Origin of the sequence: Streptomyces yatensis, from assembly GCF_018069625.1 — a bacterium.
GTDB lineage: Bacteria > Actinomycetota > Actinomycetes > Streptomycetales > Streptomycetaceae > Streptomyces > Streptomyces yatensis.
The window spans coordinates 2,099,565-2,116,810 of record NZ_CP072941.1; the positions used below are offsets into that span (position 1 = coordinate 2,099,565).

Annotated in this window: 16 protein-coding genes and 2 pseudogenes; 5 read left to right on the forward strand and 13 right to left on the reverse strand. The window is 70.6% G+C overall.

Features of this window, described 5'->3' with window-relative positions:
* Positions 1-331: 331 nt before the first annotated feature.
* A pseudogene (locus tag J8403_RS08135) lies at positions 332-1,147 on the forward strand (alpha/beta fold hydrolase); the annotation flags it as partial.
* 19 nt (positions 1,148-1,166) lie between these two features.
* Here the strand turns inward: J8403_RS08135 and J8403_RS08140 are convergent.
* The 4 genes from J8403_RS08140 to J8403_RS08155 all read right to left on the reverse strand — a co-directional run bounded on the left by J8403_RS08140 (position 1,167) and on the right by J8403_RS08155 (position 3,457).
* A complete protein-coding gene (locus J8403_RS08140) occupies positions 1,167-1,799 on the reverse strand; it encodes a class I SAM-dependent methyltransferase (protein WP_211122578.1) in 633 nt (210 codons plus the stop codon).
* A 411-nt stretch (positions 1,800-2,210) separates the two neighbouring features.
* Entirely contained in the window at positions 2,211-2,411 is a 201-nt protein-coding gene (locus J8403_RS08145) for a DUF397 domain-containing protein (RefSeq protein WP_211122579.1), read from the reverse strand.
* Positions 2,401-2,625, reverse strand: a complete 225-nt coding sequence (locus J8403_RS08150; RefSeq protein WP_211122580.1) for a DUF397 domain-containing protein — start codon at positions 2,623-2,625, stop codon at positions 2,401-2,403. Before J8403_RS08150 ends, J8403_RS08145 begins: the two co-directional genes overlap by 11 nt.
* A 1-nt stretch (position 2,626) precedes the next feature.
* Positions 2,627-3,457 (reverse strand): helix-turn-helix domain-containing protein, encoded by an 831-nt coding sequence (locus J8403_RS08155; protein WP_246585759.1) that lies wholly within the window; start codon positions 3,455-3,457, stop codon positions 2,627-2,629.
* Between the two features lie 255 nt (positions 3,458-3,712).
* Here J8403_RS08155 and J8403_RS08160 point away from each other — a divergent pair, with 255 nt between their 5' ends.
* Positions 3,713-4,024 carry a hypothetical protein gene (locus J8403_RS08160; protein WP_211122582.1) on the forward strand — a complete coding sequence of 104 codons (312 nt, stop codon included), beginning with the start codon at positions 3,713-3,715 and terminating at the stop codon, positions 4,022-4,024.
* 7 nt (positions 4,025-4,031) lie between these two features.
* The gene (locus J8403_RS08165) at positions 4,032-5,138 is read left to right on the forward strand and encodes an NAD(P)-binding domain-containing protein (RefSeq protein WP_211122583.1); all 1,107 of its coding nucleotides are present in this window, start codon (positions 4,032-4,034) and stop codon (positions 5,136-5,138) included.
* Here the strand turns inward: J8403_RS08165 and J8403_RS08170 are convergent.
* Together J8403_RS08170 and J8403_RS08175 are read right to left on the reverse strand one after the other, a co-directional pair.
* Positions 5,109-6,191, reverse strand: a complete 1,083-nt coding sequence (locus J8403_RS08170) for a LacI family DNA-binding transcriptional regulator (RefSeq protein ID WP_343245268.1) — start codon at positions 6,189-6,191, stop codon at positions 5,109-5,111. The two genes, J8403_RS08165 and J8403_RS08170, sit on opposite strands and share 30 nt — an antisense overlap.
* A gap of 301 nt (positions 6,192-6,492) precedes the next feature.
* A pseudogene (locus J8403_RS08175) lies at positions 6,493-7,320 on the reverse strand (RNA-guided endonuclease InsQ/TnpB family protein).
* 162 nt (positions 7,321-7,482) lie between these two features.
* On the opposite strand from J8403_RS08175, the gene J8403_RS08180 reads away from it, so the two are divergent.
* Together J8403_RS08180 and J8403_RS08185 are read left to right on the forward strand one after the other, a co-directional pair.
* Positions 7,483-8,955 (forward strand): sugar porter family MFS transporter, encoded by a 1,473-nt coding sequence (locus tag J8403_RS08180; protein WP_211122584.1) that lies wholly within the window; start codon positions 7,483-7,485, stop codon positions 8,953-8,955.
* Positions 8,952-9,311, forward strand: coding sequence for a universal stress protein (locus J8403_RS08185; RefSeq protein WP_211122585.1), 360 nt, complete (start codon positions 8,952-8,954; stop codon positions 9,309-9,311). Before J8403_RS08180 ends, J8403_RS08185 begins: the two co-directional genes overlap by 4 nt.
* An 87-nt stretch (positions 9,312-9,398) precedes the next feature.
* Here J8403_RS08185 and J8403_RS08190 read toward each other — a convergent pair whose 3' ends face one another.
* The 7 genes from J8403_RS08190 to J8403_RS08220 form a co-directional block, all read right to left on the reverse strand.
* Positions 9,399-10,418, reverse strand: a complete 1,020-nt coding sequence (locus J8403_RS08190; RefSeq protein ID WP_211128138.1) for a LacI family DNA-binding transcriptional regulator — start codon at positions 10,416-10,418, stop codon at positions 9,399-9,401.
* 127 nt (positions 10,419-10,545) lie between these two features.
* Positions 10,546-11,589 carry a LacI family DNA-binding transcriptional regulator gene (locus tag J8403_RS08195; protein ID WP_211122586.1) on the reverse strand — a complete coding sequence of 348 codons (1,044 nt, stop codon included), beginning with the start codon at positions 11,587-11,589 and terminating at the stop codon, positions 10,546-10,548.
* 315 nt (positions 11,590-11,904) lie between these two features.
* Positions 11,905-12,225 (reverse strand): L-rhamnose mutarotase, encoded by a 321-nt coding sequence (locus tag J8403_RS08200; protein WP_211122587.1) that lies wholly within the window; start codon positions 12,223-12,225, stop codon positions 11,905-11,907.
* Between the two features lie 13 nt (positions 12,226-12,238).
* Entirely contained in the window at positions 12,239-13,318 is a 1,080-nt protein-coding gene (rhaS, locus tag J8403_RS08205) for a rhamnose ABC transporter substrate-binding protein (RefSeq protein ID WP_211122588.1), read from the reverse strand.
* A gap of 29 nt (positions 13,319-13,347) precedes the next feature.
* On the reverse strand, positions 13,348-14,319 hold the full coding sequence (locus tag J8403_RS08210) for an ABC transporter permease (RefSeq protein ID WP_211122589.1): 972 nt from the start codon (positions 14,317-14,319) through the stop codon (positions 13,348-13,350).
* Positions 14,316-15,365 (reverse strand): ABC transporter permease, encoded by a 1,050-nt coding sequence (locus tag J8403_RS08215; RefSeq protein WP_211122590.1) that lies wholly within the window; start codon positions 15,363-15,365, stop codon positions 14,316-14,318. The genes J8403_RS08210 and J8403_RS08215 overlap by 4 nt, the downstream gene beginning before the upstream one ends.
* Positions 15,362-17,095 (reverse strand): ATP-binding cassette domain-containing protein, encoded by a 1,734-nt coding sequence (locus J8403_RS08220; RefSeq protein ID WP_246585760.1) that lies wholly within the window; start codon positions 17,093-17,095, stop codon positions 15,362-15,364. The genes J8403_RS08215 and J8403_RS08220 overlap by 4 nt, the downstream gene beginning before the upstream one ends.
* Positions 17,096-17,246: the final 151 nt, after the last annotated feature.

Here is a 17,246-nt window from a genome sequence, read left to right on the forward strand (position 1 = left end):
CCCCTATGACCAGGAGACACACGTGCCCAGAGCCCTCGTCACGGGTATCGCCGCCACCGCCGTCGCCACCGTCCTGCTCACCGGATCCGGAGCCGTGAGCGCCACCGCCACGGCCACCGCACCACGTGAGCCGCATGCCACCGATGTCCATCGGGTCCGTATCCAGGACGACTTCGACTCGCTCGGCCCCGAGGTCCGGGGGATGACACTGGACTCGGGGCGCACCGCCCACTACATCGACGACGGCCCCCGGGACGGCAAGCCGGTGCTCTACATCGGCGGCACGGGCACCAGCGCGCGGGTGGCCCATATGACGGACTTCCTGCGCAGCACCCGCGAGTCCCTCGGGCTGCGGCTGATATCGGTCGAGCGCAACGGCTTCGGGGACACGGAGTTCGACAAGGGCCTGGGCAAGGCCGACTTCGCGAAGGACGCCCTTCAGGTGCTGGACCGCGTCGGGGTGCGCAAGGTCAGCGTGATCGCCATCTCGGGCGGCGGACCGTACGCCGCCGAGCTGGCGTCCCTGGCCCCGGACCGGGTCCTGTCCCTGCACCTGGCCGCCGCTCTGCCGCCGTACGGCGCCCAGCGTCCGTACTGCTCGATGTCCGACGAGGAGCTGGGCAAGTCCCTGGAGAAGCAGATCGCCGATCCCCGCGTCTGGTGGGCGCTGCCGGACGACAGCCCGACCAAGCGCATCCCCGGCTTCGCCGACACCGCCTTCGAGGACGGTGCCCGCACCTACAACCAGCGCGGCCAGAAGGCCGACCCCGCGCCTCAGGTGCATGAGCAGAAGCTCTACTGTCAGCGGCCCGGCCCGGATCTGTCGAAGCTGACGGCCCCGGTCACCCTCTACAGCGGCAAGAAGGACACGACCGTGCCGCCCAGCACGATCGACACCTGGAAGCAGCACCTGCCCGGCAAGCCGACCGTGCGCAGCTATGCCGACTCGGGCCACGACGTGCAGTACCGGCACTGGGACCAGATCCTCGTCGACCTCGCCGGACACACGGACCGCACCGTGATCTGCTACCGGGGCCACAGCTCCATGCCACCGGCCCGGATCGCCGACCCGCTGGTCGCCAAGGGGCAGGCCACCCTCGGCAGCTGCGCCTGGCAGAAGCCCGCCGCGGACAGCCCCGTCGGCTGACCCGGGGCCCCGCCGCCCATCACTCCCCCGCGACCGGCCGCCGCGCCCAGAACAGGGCGTGGCCGCTGTCGCCTTCGGGGACGAACTCCTCGCCCTGGACGGTCAGTCCGGCCTGGGTGAGCCAGTCCCGGTAGGTCGCGGCATCGGCGTGGCTCCACCACATCGTGGCGCCACCGCCGAGCCAGTTGTCGTCGGTGCCGGTCCAGGCGGTGTGACCGGTGGTGCCCAGGAACCAGCCGCCGGGACGGAGCCAGGTGGCGATCTTGGCGAGGAGGGGAGGCTGCTCGGCCAGCGGGATGTGGATCAGGGCGTAGAGGGAGACCACGGCGTCGAAGGAGGCGGCCGGGAACTCCACGGCCGTGGCGTCGGCCCGGCGGAACTCGGCCTCCGGCACCAGCTCCCGTGCCCGGCGGATCTGCTCCCCGCTGATGTCGACACCGGTCACCCGGTGTCCTGCGGCGCTGAGCACGCGGGCGACCGGTAGGCCGGAGCCGCATCCCAAGTCCAGCACGGTGGCGGCGGGCGAAATGCGCTCCTGGAGGGCGCCGAGCCAGGGCCGGTACTTGGTTTCGGTGGCGTAGGACTGCTCGTAGTGGCGGGAGAGCGCGTCGTACCCGCGTCTGACCAGATCCTTGGGATCATCGATGTCCACGGCGGAGCACGGTAGTTGGGGGCGGATGCGTTCCGCGAACGGTTTTCGTTGCGTCGGTGCGGTGCCGCTCGCGCCTTCGGCGCCTTTGAGCATGGGGCCGGGGGTGCCCTGGCCGGGCTCCGCCGCCGACCACCGGGCCGGCGGGGGGCGAGGCCCGGTGGCGGCCCCCGTCGGCCCATGTTGAGGACCGGGCCGGACTGCGGCGGGGGTGGGGGTACCCCTGGAAAACGTTTGACACATTAGTTGCGTCAGATCAAGCATTTTCCGAGGGGGTACCCCGTACCCAGGAGAGGCTGCCCCACCGGCCCGGCGGACGGCGACGGCGCCGTGCCCCCGCCCCCCGCCGCCGCTGCTCACATGCGCCGAAGGCGCGAGACGATGCCCGCGCCCGGTCGCCCGTCCCCAGCGCCGTCAGACCATGCGCACTGCGGCGACGAACTCCGCCCAGGCCCCGGCCGGGACGACCAGGGCGGGACCGTCCTTGTCCTTGGAGTCACGGATGCCGACCTGGGCGGTGTGGGGCAGGTGGGCGATCTCCACGCACGCGGTGCCGTTGTTCTCGCTGTAGGACGACTTGAACCATGCGCGTTCCGGAGCAACATCAGATGACATACTCCGCCTCCCATATCTGCTCGATGAACGCCACCCAGGCCGTGACCGGAACGACCAACGCGGGGCCAACCTTGTTCTTCGAGTCGCGGATGCCGACCTGCGCGGTGTGCGGCAGGTGCGCGATCTCGACACACATGGTGCCATTGTTCTCGCTGTACGAGGACTTGAACCAGGCGCTCTCCGGCGCCACGTCAGTCGCTATGCGGTAAGTCATGTCAGATCTCCCGTGCTAGTTGCTGTAGAAACGCCGGTGTCTCGCCGGGGGCGCGGGCACCTGCTCGCAGAGCCTCGAACCTGCGGGAGAAGGACCAGATGGTCGTCTCCTTGTCGCTGATGTCCGACCCGTCGATCGCATCGCTCTGCACGACTGTCGGCAGTGGACTGCCGAACTCCCACAGATTGAAGTTGGCACCGGTCCTGTACGTGGCCGTGGCCATGGGAAGGATCTGGACCGTCACGTTGTCCAGCCGGGCCAGGGTCTGGATCTCCTCGTACTGCTCACGCATGATCTCCGGGCTGCCCACCATTCGCCTCAGCGACGCCTCGTCCTGGATGACCCAGAGTTCCAATGGGCTGTCTCTGCGCGTCAGGGCCCGCTTCCGCTCACCACGGATCTGGATATGGCGCTCTACGAACTCCGTGGTGGTCTCTTCGACCGGCTTGGCGGCCAGGAACATCTCCCGCGTGTAGCGCTCCGTTTGCAACAGGCCGAAGACGACGTGAGGCTGCCACGTCCGGCTGGTACGGGCTCCGTTCTCCAGACCGATGTGCATGCCCACGCCGGACGGAAGCACACTTCGGTAGATGGACCACCAGCCCCGGTTGAGGGAGTCACGGTGGATCTCCATGAGAAAGTCCACGTCGTCCTCGGCCTCGACGCCGTATCGGTCCAAGAGGGCTTTCAAGTCAGCGGACTTGGGCAGGGCCGAGAGGCCATTCTCGACGCGGAACAGCTTCGTGGTGGAGAACGCCAACCCGTCCACCGCCTCTGCGAGGGTGAATCCGGCCTCGTCCCGCAACCGCTTGAGCTCCCAGCCGAGTTGCATGCGACGGACCGTCGGTCCCGTTGGTGCTGCCACGAGTATGCCTCCCGTTGGGTCGAGCCTGCCATGCCGCCGTACGAGTTCTGAGTCTGGCAAGGGCGGCCCGGCGCATCAGGCCATCAGCCCACTCGGTCACATATGCCATCTGAAGCGGAAATTAGCTGTCATCTTGCGCGCCTGCTTCCGCGCACCCGAAGCTGTTTCCGCCACCGCCTCATCACTCGCGGTAGCCGAACCTCGGAACGCCATGGAGCCCTCATGCCTGCATCACGCCCCCGTCTGCTGCCCTGGCCCGGACTGAACGGGCAGCCCTGCTTCCTCGTCACCGACGACACCGGCACCAGCTACCTCTCGCGACTGGCCGACGAGATGGAAGCCGTACAACTACGGACCGGGGCCGAGCTTCTCGGGCATGCGCGGCCGCTGCTCCGGGACCGTAAGGCCGACGCCTGTGAGCTGCGGTTCGTGGGGCATCGGCTGGCCGAGGCGCTGCATGACGCGCTGCGGGTGGCGGAGAGCCGGGGGCGGCGGCTGGAGGACGGGGAAGAGAGCGCGCCCGAGCGGAGTTAGTAGAAACATGAACAACAGCGTGGACGTCGTGGTCATCGGTGCCGGGCAGGCCGGGTTGTCCGGTGCCTATCACCTCCGGCGGGCCGGGTACGAGCCCGGTACCGGCTTCGTGGTGCTGGACCACGCGCCCGCGCCCGGCGGGGCGTGGCAGTTCCGGTGGCCGTCGCTGACGTACGGCAAGGTGCACGGGATGTACGACCTGCCCGGTATGCGGCTGACCAGCGACGACGCCGATCCCGAGCGGCCCTCGTCCGAGGTGATCCCGGCCTACTTCGCACGCTACGAGCGCGCCTTCGATCTGCGGGTCGTCCGGCCGGTGCACATCGACGCCGTACGGGACGGGGACGACGGCCGACTGCTGGTCGAGACCTCGGCCGGGCCCTGGTCCGCGCGGGCGCTGATCAACGCGACCGGGACCTGGGACCGGCCCTTCTGGCCGCGCTACCCCGGGCAGGAGACCTTCCGGGGCCGCCAGCTGCACACCGCGCGATACCCGGGGCCCGGGGCGTTCGCCGGGCAGCGGGTGATCGTCGTCGGGGGCGGTACGTCCGGGGTGCAGCATCTGCTGGAGATCGCCGAGGTGGCGGCGGAGACGACCTGGGTCACCCGCCGCCCGCCGGTGTTCCACACCGGGCCGTTCGGCGAGGACCAGGGGCGCGCCGCCGTCGCGCTGGTGGAGGAGCGGGTCCGGCGGGGCCTGCCGCCGCAGAGCGTGGTGTCGGTGACCGGGCTGCCCATGACGGAGGCGATGGAGCGGGCCCGGGCCAGGGGCGTGCTGGAGCGGCTGCCGATGTTCGAGCGGATCACCCCGTCCGGGGTGGCCTGGGCGGACGGGCGCCATGTCGAGGCGGACACGATCCTCTGGGCCACCGGCTTCCGCGCCGCGATCGACCACCTCGCCCCGCTGCGGCTGCGCGAGCCGGGCGGCGGGATCACCGTCGAGGGCACCCGGGCGGTCCGGGATCCGCGGGTGCACCTGGTCGGCTACGGGCCCTCGGCCAGCACGGTCGGCGCCAACCGGGCGGGCCGGGCCGCCTTACGGGAGATCCAGGAGCTGCTGGGCGCCCCGGACGGCAGCCAGTGGTCAGCGGAGAAGGTCGCCGTCGGGCGCTGACGGGGTGCGGGCCGGGCCGGTGCTTCCCCGGACGACGAGGGTGGGGTCGAGCACGATGTCCCGGTCGGCGGTGCGCCCCTCGTCGAGCCGTTCGACGGCGGCCCGGACGGCGCGTTCGGCCGCCTCGGCGGCGTCCTGGCGCACCGAGGTGAGGTCGATGAAGGACAGCCGGGCGAGCTGGCTGTCGTCGTAGCCGACGATGGACACGTCCTCGGGCACGTGGACGCCCGCGCGCAGGAATGTGCCGAGCAGACCGTGCGCACAGCGGTCGTTCCCGGCGATGACCGCCGTGGGCAACTCGCCCCGCGCGAGCAGGTCGCGGGCCGCCCGGGCTCCGGACTCCTCGGTGTAGTCGCCGGGGTGGACCTGGATGTGGTCGGCGAGACCGTGGCGGCGCATAGCGGCGCGGTAGCCGCGTCGTCGCTCATCGGCGGCGGGCATGGCGCCGCCGTCGACATGCGCGATGGCGCGGTGTCCCTGGGCGACGAGATGGTCGACGGCCTGGCGTATCCCGTTCCGCTCGGCGGTACGGACGACATCCGTACCGGCGGCCCGCGTCAGCGGGTTGATCTCCACGATGGAGGGCCCGCCGACACCCGTGGCCGGGTGGTGCCGCTCGAACGTCGTGCCGATGGTGATGATGGCTTCACAGCGCAGTCCTAGCAACTCGTCCATCGCCTGACGCTCGTCGCGGGTGTCGACCATGGCGTTGAGCACGAGGGTGTAGCCGTGCTTCCGGGCGGCGGGGTACAGGGCCTCGACGATGCCCACGTCGTGTGGCTGGCGCATGGTGAACAGCACGCCCAACTGCCTGCTGCGTGTGCGGCGCAGAAGCTGGGCGGCGGTGTCGGGACGGTAGCCCAGTTCCTCGGCCGCCTGGAACACCCGTCGGCGCGTATCGGCGCTCGCGCCGGGCTGGTTGCGGAACACCAGTGACACCAGGGCCTGCGAGACACCGACGCGCGCGGCGACATCGGACATGGTCGGGCGCTTGGGGCGCGCCGCCGAGGTTCCCCGGCCGTCGGACCGGCCGGTGCCCCTTGGATCGCCCATCCGTACCTCCCCGTGCTTATGTCTTGACATGGATCACGCCGCACTCCCATAGTACGTAGCACTTGTACGTACTAGTCGTACTGACAAAAAGACAAAGGCTCTTCGCAGCCGCGCGATCGCGGCTGGCCGGCCATGAGAGACCGCACGGCAGGTGACCCCTGCCGGAATGGCCGCGCCATCGCACCGGGCCCATGTACGCCGCCCACTCAGTCGACATCGGGAAACACACCGCAGCCGGCCGAGGCGCCACCACGACCTCCGCTGCCTCCACGAGGAGACACGACGTTGACTTGCCCCCCGCCTAAAGGCGGGGGATTCCAGCGGTCGCCCGCTGGGGTTCCTGCTTCACCGACGACCGCCCCGTCCGGGAGGACTCCCGTTGAGGTCTCACACCGTCTCCACAGGCAGACACCGCCAGCCCGGCGGCCAGGATGTTGCGTGCCGCGTTCACGTCGCGGTCATGCACAGCGCCGCAGTCGCACGTCCACTCACGGACGTACCAGGCGCACTTGTACTCCAGCATCATGCGCAGATCCGTCCAGGCCGCATCCGAGATGGCGCGCGCGAGGCGGCCGTTCTTCAGCAGGTTACGGACGGTGAGGTCCTCGATCACGACCGTTTGGTTCTCACGGACGAGACGAGTGGTCAGCTTGTGCAGGAAGTCGCGGCGCCGGTCGGTGATCCGCGCGTGCACGCGGGCGACCTTCCGGCGCGCCTTCTCCCGGTTCACCGACCCCTTGGCCTTCCGGGACAACTCCCGCGTGAAGGCACTGCGGGTGTACTCGGCCGACGCCCGGGACTTCTTCCGCGACTTGTAGCGCGGGTACTTCGCACGCTGGGCGAAGAAGTTCCCGAACGCCGTCTGAAGATGGCGCAGCGCCTGCTGGAGCGGGACCGAGGACACCTCCGCCAGGAAGGCCAGGTCTGCGGTCTTCTTCCACTCCGTCAGCGCGGCGGACGTCTGCACGTAGGAGATGCGGCGCTGCTCGCCGTACCAGGCACGCGTGCGCTCATCCAACGCCTTGTTGTACACGAGGCGGACACAGCCGAACGTGCGCGACAGCTCGGCTGCCTGCTCGTCCGTGGGCTAAAAGCGGTACCTGGACGCCCGCTTGACCTGCCGCACCACGCCTCACAGCCTATCAGTTCCCTTGTGAGTCACGGGTGTCGGCCGGATTTCAGTGGACGTCGAATCACCCTGACGGCGAATCGGCTTTCCCTGCCCTGCCTCCGCAAGAGCTTCGTTTCCTCCCCCGGCTGAAGCCGGGGGTATCCACGAAAGAGAACCCCGATGAACACCCGACTCGACTCCGAGGGCTCCGGCATCCCGCACCAGGACCCCGAACTGCCGCCGGACACCAAGGGCCCCCACTCACGACGGCTCGGCCTGGTCGCCGTCATCGTGACCTTCGGCGGACTGCTCTTCGGCTACGACACCGGCGTCGTCAACGGTGCCCTCGATCCCCTCACCGACGACCTCGGCCTGACCGCGCTCACCGAGGGAATCGTGGTCAGCAACCTCATCTTCGGCGCCGCCTTCGGCGCCATGATCGGCGGAGTGCTGTCCGACCGGCACGGCCGCCGCCACAACATCCTGCTGCTGTCCTTGGTGTTCATGCTCGGCACCCTGGGCTGCGTACTGTCGCCGAGCTGGCAGGTGCTCGCCCTCTTCCGCTTCGTCCTCGGCCTCGCCGTGGGCGGCGCCTCGGCGACGGTCCCGGTCTACCTGGCGGAAATCGCCCCGGCCGAGCGCCGCGGCTCCATCGTCACCCGCAACGAAGTGATGATCGTGACCGGCCAGTTCGCCGCGTTCGTCATCAACGCGGTCATCTTCAACCTCTGGGGCGAGACCGATGGCATCTGGCGGCTGATGCTGCTCGTCGCCCTCCTTCCGGCGATCGGGCTGTTCCTCGGCATGCTGCGGCTGCCGGAGAGCCCGCGCTGGCTGGTCGCCCACGGCCGTGAGGACGAGGCACTCGCGGTCCTGTCCCAGGTCCGGACCCCCGAGCGGGCCCGCGCCGAGATGGCGGAGGTCCACCGCCTCGCCGAGGAGGAGCGGGTCGCCAAGACCGCGGGCAGGGTGGATCTCGGGGTGCGATGGGTGCGGGTGCTCATCCTGATCGGGGCGGGGCTCGGCTTCTGCCAACAGTTCACCGGCATCAACTCCGTCATGTACTACGGCACACAACTGCTCGGCGACGCCGGGTTCTCGGGCGACTCCGCCATCATCGCGAACACCCTCAACGGCGCCTTCAGCGTCATCGGCATCGCGGTGGGCGTGTCGGTCATCAACAGGCTCAAGCGGCGCACCATGCTGCTCGGCGGGTTCGCCCTGACCACGACGTTCCACCTGCTCGTCGGGCTCTCCGCGCTGCTGATGCCCGAGGGCACGCTGAAGGCGTGGTTCATTCTCGTGTTCGTCGTGCTCTTCGTCTTCTCCATGCAGGCCACCATCGGTCCGCTGGTCTGGCTCATCCTCTCCGAGATGTTCCCGCTCAAGATCCGCAGCCTCGCCATCGGCATCAGCATCTTCGTGCTGTGGATGGCGAACGCCCTGGTCGCCCTCGGCTTCCCGCCCATCGTGAAGGCCCTGGGGATCTCGAACACCTTCTTCGCGTTCGCCGCCTTCGGTGTGCTGGCCCTCCTCTTCATCGCCACCTGTGTGCCCGAGACCAAGGGCCGCTCACTGGAAGAGCTGGAGGACGACTTCCGCACCCGCTACTCCACACCCGCCCCGCTTCGAGAGGAGGGCTCCACACCGTGACCGTCCTGACCGCCATCGCCGAGGGCCGCGAGGGAGACCACGCGCTGACCGCGGGAATCGCCGAGGCCCGTCTGCTGGGCACCGATCTGGTGCTGGTCAACCTGCGCCTGTCCGCGCTGGACCGCTCCGGCCTGCCCGAGGACCTGAAAATCACGATCGTCGAGCGCAGCGGTCCCGGTGACCGCGACCCCGTGGACGCCGTTCTGGACGAGATCGAGGCGCGGCCCGGTGTCGACCGGCTGGTCGTCGGCATCCGCCGGCGCTCGCCGGTGGGCAAGGCCCTGCTGGGCAGCGTGAGCCAGCGGCTGCTGCTGGAGAGTCCCGTCCCCGTCGTCGCGGTCAAACCACCGGCCTGACCGGGCCTCGGCGTCTCCTCGGCGTCGGGAAGGGCCCCGGCCGGTGCCCGGGTCCTTCCCGGTGCCGAGGAGACCGTGAGCCCGCGGTCACGCCCCCGGTCTGGGCGCGAACGTCGAGTCCCTGACCACCAGTTCGGGCTGGAGGACGATCCGCCGGTGCTGATGGTCCTCCGTCTCCTCACCGGTCTCCTCGATGAGCAGCTCGGCCGCCGTCCGCCCCATCCGGAAGGCCGGCTGGCGCACCGAGGTCAGCGGCACCGCGGCCGCCGCCGCGAACTCGATGTCGTCGTACCCCACCAGCGCCACCTCCCCCGGCACCGACACCCCGGCCGCGAAAAGGGCCTGCAGCACTCCGAGCGCCAGCAGGTCGTTGGCGCAGAACACCGCCGTCGGGCGCGGTGAGATCCCCAGCAGCCGGGCCCCCGCGTCCCGGCCCGAGGCCACGTCCAGCCGCTCGGCCTCGATGTGCACCATCGCCTCCGCCGCCAGCCCCTCCTCCGCGAACGCGCCGAGCAGCCCGGCCCGCCGGTCCTGGCACTGCGGGAGCAGCATCGGACCGCTGACGTAGACCACGGAGCGGTGGCCCTGGGCGATGAGGTGGCGGCCGGCGAGCGCCCCGCCCTCGATGTCGTCGACCGACACCGAGCAGCCGTCGGCGCTGGGCACCTCGCGGTCCACGAAGACGAACGGGATGTCGTGGCGCCGGAAGCTCTCCAAGTTGGCCCCGGTGACATCGGCCGGGGTGACCAGCACCCCGCGCACCCGGTGCTCGGCGAAGAGCCCGAGGTAGTCGGCCTCCTCCTCGGGGCTCTGCGCGCTGTTGCACACCATCACCCCAAGACCCGCCTCCCGCGCCGCGCGCTCCGCACCGCTCGCCACGTCCACGAAGAACGGGTTCGCCATGTCCAGCACCAGCAGCGCGATGATGCGGCTGCGCCCCGCCCGCAGCTGGCGCGCGGACTCCTGGCGTACGTAGCCCAGGCGCTCGATGACGCCCTGTACCCGGTCACGTGTGGCCTCGGCGACCATCTCGGGCCGGTTGATCACGTTCGAGACAGTGCCGACGGACACTCCCGCCTGCCGCGCGACGTCCTTGATCCCCACCATGCGTCCCACGACCCGGAGCCTCCGTCTTCCCGCGACCCACCGCGGTCGCGGGAACATGGTAGTGCGCTGTTCGACCGGTCGGGCAGGACCGGGCCGCGGCCACGGGCCGCTCGGGCACCGCTCCCGGCTACCGCGGGCCCCCGGCTCGGCCGCGGGAGCGGACCAGGCTCGACCCGCGGACGACGAGTTCGGGCTGGAGGACGATCCGCTGGTGGCGGTGGTCCGCCGCCCGCTCCCCCGTCTCCTCGATCAGCAGCTCGGCCGCCATCCGCCCCATCCGGAACGCCGGCTGGCGCACCGACGTCAGCGGCACCGCGGCCGCCGCCGCGAACTCGATGTCGTCGTACCCCACCAGCGCCACCTCCCCCGGCACCGACACCCCCGCCCCGTACAGCGACTGCAGCACCCCCAGCGCCAGCAGGTCATTGGCGCAGAACACCGCCGTCGGCCGCGGTGACATGCCCAGCAGCCGCGCCCCCGCGTCCCGCCCGGACGTCACGTCCAGCCGCTCCACCTCGACATGGCGCAGCGCGGACTCGCCGAGCCCCTGTTCGCGCAGGGCGCGCAGCGCGCCCTCGCGGCGGTCGCGGCACTGGGCCAGCCGCATCGGCCCGCTCACATAGGCGAGGGTGCGATGGCCGAGGCCCAGCAGGTGGCGGACGGCGAGTTCGCCGCCGGTGACATCGTCGACCGACACCGAACATCCCTCGGCGCTGGGCAGCACCCGGTCGACGAGGACGAACGGGATGGGCTGCCGCCGGAAGGAGGCGAGGTTGCGCCCGGTCATATCGGCCGGGGTCATCAGCACCCCGCGCACCCGCTGTTCGGCGAAGAGCCCGAGGTAGTCGGCCTCCTCCTCGGGGCTCTGGGCGCTGTTGCACACCATCACCCCAAGACCCGCTTCCCGCGCCGCACGCTCGGCGCCCCGCGCGACGTCCACGAAGAACGGGTTCGCCATGTCCAGCACCAGCAGCGCGATGATGCGGCTGTGACCGGCCCGCAGCTGGCGCGCGGACTCCTGGCGTACGTAGCCCAGGCGCTCGATCGTGGACAGCACCCGGGCCCGGGTCTCCTCGGACACCGACTCCGGGCGGTTGATGACGTTGGAGACCGTGCCGACCGAGACCCCGGCCTCGCGCGCCACCTCTTTGATGCCCACCCCGGGTGCCATCCGTCAGGAGGGGAGCGTGAAGTCGATGACGCGGAGCGCGGAGGGTGTGGTGCCGCTGGACCTCCGCTGATGCATGAACGACAGGACGGCGATGGGCAGTGGTCTCATGTCCGTTCCTTTCCTGGTGCGCTTGTGGGCGGCGGAGCGGGCTTCCGTCCCCACCCCGCCCCTTCCCACGGCATCGATATGCGGCTCCGCCGCGTGGAGGGGCTCCGCCCCTGGACCCCGTGAATTCCGGGGCACCCCCGGGGCCGGCCAGGCCGGCGGCCGAGGCCCGCCCGTCCGCCCGGCAGGAACGGGGTCCCGGACCGGGACCTACCCGAGGTGGAAGACCTCCGTCAGCGGCTTCATCGCCTCATCCGGCGCCGCGCCGTCGAGCTCTTCGAAGAAGGGCGCCATCTCGGCCTGCCAGCGGGCGTTGACCTCGGTGGCGGCCATCGCGGCCTGGGCGGCCTCGAAGTCCTCGGTCTCCAGATAGCCCACCAGCAGCCCGTCCTCGCGCAGGAAGAGCGAGTAGTTGTGCCAGCCGGTCTCCTCGAGCGCCGCCCGCATCTCGGGCCAGACGGCCTCGTGCCGCTCGCGGTACTCGCCGATCCGGTCCTGGCGGACCTTCAGCAGAAAACACACCCGCCGCATCGCCGGACCGCCCTCAGAAGTCGAACTTGTCGATGTTGGCCTTGTCGAAGACGGTGGGCGGGCCGAGGATGATCTCGCCGTTCTTGCCGACCGTGTACTCGCCCAGCTTCCCGGCCTTGAACTTCTCCCCCTCGGCCCCGGTGATCTGCCCGGAGGCGAGCGCGGCCGCGGCGTACGAGCCGAGGTAGCCGAGCTTCTTGGGGTCCCAGAGCGAGAACTGCTCGACGGTGCCGTCCTTGACGTACTTGCGCATCTGGTTGGGCGTGCCGAGTCCGTTCAGCACGACCTTGCCCTCGTACGAGGAGCCGCTGATGTAGCGGGCGGCCGCGGCGATGCCGACCGTGGTGGGCGCGATGATGCCCTTGAGCCCCGGATACGCCTTGAGCAGGCCCTGGGTCTCCTGGAAGGACTTCTGGTCGTCGTCGTCCCCGTACACCGTCTTGACCAGCTTCATGTTCTTGTAGGCGGGCTTGCTCAGCTCGTCCTTCATGAAGCGGATCCAGGTGTTCTGGTTGGTGGCGTTCTGGGTGGCGGACAGGATCGCGATCTCGCCCTTGTAGTCGAGTTGTTTGGCCAGGTGCTGGACCTGGCTGCGGCCGATCTCCTCGGATCCGGCCTGGTTGATGAAGAGCTGACGGCAGGCCGGGGCGGTGTCGGAGTCGTACGCCACCACCTTGATGTCCTTCTTCATGGCCTGCTTGAGCGGGCCGCAGACCGCGTTGGGGTCGTTGGCCGCGATCAGGATGGCGTCCTGGCGCTGCTGGACCAGGGTGTTGATGTACGACACCTGGGAGGAGGCGCTGGCGTCGGACGGGCCGACCTCCTTGCCCTTGCCACCGAACTCCCCGGCGGCCGTGATTCCCGCCCGGTCGATGAGCTTCTCGTACGGGTTGTTGATCTGCTTGGGCAGAAAGGCCAGCTTGAGGCCCTTCTTCAGCGGTGCGCCGGGGTCGGCCTTGGCGTCGGTCTTGGCGGGGCCGCTGTTGTCGTTGTCCTTCTTGGTGGTGCCGCCGCAGCCGGCCAGGGCCACGGCCAGGGCACAGACCGCGGCGGCGGTGGCGGCGGCGCGGCGGCGCGCGGGAGAGCTCTTCATGGGGAGACCTTTCGCGGTGCGTGGGTGGATCAGCTGGTCGAGGCGGCGGCGCGCCGGTGACGCCAGGCGCTCACGGTGGTGATCAGGCGGGGGGTGAGGACGGAGGCCACCAGCAGCAGCCCGGTGACGATCACCTGGACCTCGTTGGCCACGTCGTTGAGGGTCAGCAGGTTCTTCAGGACGCCGATGAGCAGCACCCCGGCGACGGCGCCGACCAGCGTGCCCTTGCCGCCGTCGAAGTCGACGCCGCCCAGCAGGACGGAGGCGATGACGAGCATTTCGAAGCCCTGGCCGTTGTCGGCCCGCGCGCTGCCGTACCGCAGGGTGAACACGACCCCCGCGAAGGCCGAGATCAGCCCGCTGACGACGAACAGCAGCAGCTTGACGCGTTTGACCCGGATGCCCGCGAAGTAGGCGGCGTCCTCCTGGGCGCCGATGGCGAACAGCGACCGGCCCAGGCCCGTGGCGTGCAGCACCACGGCGGCGATGGCGGCCAGCACGATGAACAACACCACCGGGTAGGTGAGGAAGGTGCCGGGCACGGTGGTGGTGTCCACGGCCCACTTGGCGTACGTCTCGGGGAAGTCGGTGATGGCGCCCGAGCCGAGCACCACCGAGGCCAGCCCCCGGTAGAGGGCGAGCGTGCCGATGGTGACGGCGAGCGAGGGCAGCCCGACCCGGGTGACCAGCCAGCCGTTGAGCAGCCCCCCGATCACCCCGACCAGCAGCACGACCGGCACGATGGTCTCGAACGCCCAGCCCGCGTCCCACAGTTGGCCGGTGAGCGCGCTGCCCAGGCCGAGCATCGAGGCCACCGACAGATCCACCTGCCCGGCCACCACCAGCAGTGTCATCGGCAGCGCCATCAGCGCCACCTCGGCGATGTCGTTGAAGGCGAAGGCGAGGTTGTCGCGGCTCGCGAAGCCGTCCGTGGTGCCGAGGCCGGTGAGGAAGACGGCCACCAGCAGCACCCCGACGGCGGTGTCCCACCTGAGCTTCATCGAGCGCTCCTCTTCCTCAGCGCACGGGTCATGCGCACCCTCACGATCCGGTCCACGCTGATGGCCGCCAGCAGCAGCGCACCCGCGATGGCGTCCTGCCAGAAGGAGTCGACCTTGAGCACGGCCAGAGCGCTGCCGATGGTGGTGAGCAGCAGCGCGCCCAGCGCCGCGCCCCACACCGTGCCGGTGCCGCCGACGATGGCGACGCCACCGACCACCACCGCGCTGACCACGGTCAGCTCCCAGCCGTGGGCGTTGTCGGCGACGACGGTGCCGAAGCGGGCCAGCCACAGCGCGCCCGCGAAGCCCGAGACGGCGCCGGAGAACAGATACGCGCCCAGCACCCGCCGCCGGATCGGCACCCCGGCCAGCCGGGCGGCCTCCGGGCTGGAGCCGATGGCGTACAACTCGCGGCCGCCGCGGTAGGTGCGCAGGACGTACGCGGTCGCGGCGAGCACCGCGAAGGCGATCAGCGGGAGATACGGGACGCCCAGCACACTGCCGCTGCCGAGGTCCAGCACGGGCTGCGGCACATCGGCCGCGTTGATCTGCTGCCCTTGCGCCCACCAGTAGTCGACGCCCTGGATGATGTAGAGCATCCCGAGGGTCACCACCAGCGCGGGCACCCGTCCGAAGCTCACCAGCGCACCGCTGACGATGCCGCAGCCCGCGCCGACGAGCAGGCCCAGCAGCAGGACCGTCAGCACCCCGTGGTCGGTGCCGGAGACGAACTTCCCGCAGGCGAAGGCGGACAGGCCCACCACGGAGCCGACCGACAGATCGATGTTGCGGGTGATGACCACCACCGACTGCCCGACCGCGAGCAGCACCAGGATCGCGGCGTTGAGCAACAGGTCCTTGATGCCCTGGTCGTTGAGGAAGCGCGGCTCGGCTATCCAGGTGAACAGCACCAGCAGCAGGAGGGCGCCCGCGATGCTGATCTCCCGCGCGCGGAAGACGGCGTCGACGAGGGAACGCGCCGAGCGGGTCGTCTCGGGCGCGGCGGCGGGCTTCCCCGGTCCGGGTTTCTCGACGGTCACGCTCACGTGCGGGTCCCTTCTGCGGTGGCCCCGTCGGCGCCGGTGGGCCCGGTGGCGTGGGGGTGCCCGCTCGCGCCCGTGTCACCGGTGGCGTCGGTGCGCCCGGTCGCGGCGGTGGCGCCTGTGCGCCCTCTCGCGCCGGGGGCATCGGTGGGCCCGATCGCGGCGGTGGCGCCGGGGACTGCGGTCGCGGCAGCCTCACCGGCGACACCGGCGCCTTCGGCGCCACCCGTGAGCCCTGTCGCGGCGGCCATCACGGACTCCTCGGTGGCCTCGGCGCGCGGGATCTCGGCGACCAGCCGGCCCTCGTGCATCACCAGGACCCGGTCGGCCATGCCCAGCACCTCGGGCAGATCGGAGGAGATCATCAGCACCGCGAGCCCTTCGGCGGCCAGCGACGACAGCAGCCGGTGCACCTCGGCCTTGGTGCCGACGTCGATTCCGCGCGTGGGCTCGTCGACGATGAGCACCGTGGGCTCGGTCGCCAGCCACTTGGCGAGCACGACCTTCTGCTGATTGCCGCCGGAGAGCACCCCGACGTGGTCGGCGAGGCTGCCGTACTTCAGCTGGAGGCGGACCGCCCAGTCGGCCGCCCGGCCGCGCTCCAGCGCCCGTCGCACCAGGCCCGCGCGGCCCAGCCGGTCGAGGCCGGTCAGCCCGATGTTCCGCTCGATGGACATCTCCATCACCAGGCCCCGCTGACGCCGGTCCTCGGGGACGAGCGCGAGCCCGGCGTCCATGGCGGCGGTCGGCGAACCGGGCCGCAGCACCGTCCCGTCGACCCTCACCTCGCCCGCGTCCGCCCGGTCCACGCCGAAGACGGCCTGGGCGACCTCGGTGCGCCCGGCGCCGACCAGCCCGGCCAGCGCGACGATCTCACCGCGCCGGACCTCGAAGGAGACGTCCCGGAAGACGCCCTCACGGGTCAGCCGCCGCACCGACAGGGCGGTTTCGCCCACCCGGCTGGCCTGCTTGGGGTAGAGCTCGGCCAGGTCCCGGCCGACCATGCGGCGGACCAGATCGTCCTGGGTCAGCCCCGTCAGCGGCTCGGACGCCACCCACCGGCCGTCCCGCAGGATGGTGACCCGCTGGCACAGCTCGAAGATCTCCTCCAGGCGGTGGGAGATGAACAGCACGGCGGCGCCCTCGGCGCGCAGCGTCTCGACGACCGAGAAGAGCCGGGCGGTCTCGCTTCCGGTCAGCGCCGCCGTCGGCTCGTCCATGATCAGCACCCGGGCGTCGAAGGAGAGCGCCTTGGCGATCTCGACGATCTGCTGATCGGCGATGGACAGGCCCCGGGCGGGCCGGTCCGGGTCGAGTTCGACGCCGAGCCGCGCCATCAGGGCGGCGGTGGAGTTCCGTACGGCCCTGTGGTCGATCCGGCCGAGCGCCCGGCGGGGCTGACGGCCCATGAAGATGTTCTCGGCGATGGACAGATCGGGGAAGAGCGTGGGCTCCTGGTAGATGACGGCGATGCCGACGTCGCGCGCGTCGGCGGGGCCGTGGAAGACCACCGGCTCGCCGTCCAGCAGCACCCGGCCGGAGTCGGGCCGGTGCACCCCGGCGAGGGCTTTGATCAGCGTCGACTTGCCCGCCCCGTTCTCACCGGCCAGGGCGTGGGCCTCACCGGCGAAGAGTTCGAGCGAGACCTCGCGAAGGGCCCGTACGGCGCCGAAGGATTTGTTCACCCCCTCGAGGGCGAGGACCGGCACACCGGTCGAAGCAGGCTGGCTCACGGAGTCTCCTGACGCATACCCAGGGCGGAAAATGAAATGTTTCAATGCTGGATTCCGGGAAGCTAGCCCCGCACTTTGCGGCCGTCAAGGGGGTGTGCACGGGATATACCCACATCGATCCAGCCCCCTTGACGCACCCCGAGCTCCGGCC

Bases quoted from the DNA above. Each gene is read 5' to 3' on its own strand.
- J8403_RS08145 (WP_211122579.1), bottom strand. From the start codon at position 2,411: ATGTCATCTGATGTTGCTCCGGAACGCGCATGGTTCAAGTCGTCCTAC.
- J8403_RS08150 (WP_211122580.1), bottom strand. From the start codon at position 2,625: ATGACTTACCGCATAGCGACTGACGTGGCGCCGGAGAGCGCCTGGTTC.
- J8403_RS08155 (WP_246585759.1), bottom strand. From the start codon at position 3,457: ATGCAACTCGGCTGGGAGCTCAAGCGGTTGCGGGACGAGGCCGGATTC.
- J8403_RS08160 (WP_211122582.1), top strand. From the start codon at position 3,713: ATGCCTGCATCACGCCCCCGTCTGCTGCCCTGGCCCGGACTGAACGGG.
- J8403_RS08165 (WP_211122583.1), top strand. From the start codon at position 4,032: ATGAACAACAGCGTGGACGTCGTGGTCATCGGTGCCGGGCAGGCCGGG.
- J8403_RS08170 (WP_343245268.1), bottom strand. From the start codon at position 6,191: ATGGGCGATCCAAGGGGCACCGGCCGGTCCGACGGCCGGGGAACCTCG.
- J8403_RS08180 (WP_211122584.1), top strand. From the start codon at position 7,483: ATGAACACCCGACTCGACTCCGAGGGCTCCGGCATCCCGCACCAGGAC.
- J8403_RS08190 (WP_211128138.1), bottom strand. From the start codon at position 10,418: ATGGTGGGGATCAAGGACGTCGCGCGGCAGGCGGGAGTGTCCGTCGGC.
- J8403_RS08195 (WP_211122586.1), bottom strand. From the start codon at position 11,589: ATGGCACCCGGGGTGGGCATCAAAGAGGTGGCGCGCGAGGCCGGGGTC.
- J8403_RS08200 (WP_211122587.1), bottom strand. From the start codon at position 12,225: ATGCGGCGGGTGTGTTTTCTGCTGAAGGTCCGCCAGGACCGGATCGGC.
- rhaS (WP_211122588.1), bottom strand. From the start codon at position 13,318: ATGAAGAGCTCTCCCGCGCGCCGCCGCGCCGCCGCCACCGCCGCCGCG.
- J8403_RS08210 (WP_211122589.1), bottom strand. From the start codon at position 14,319: ATGAAGCTCAGGTGGGACACCGCCGTCGGGGTGCTGCTGGTGGCCGTC.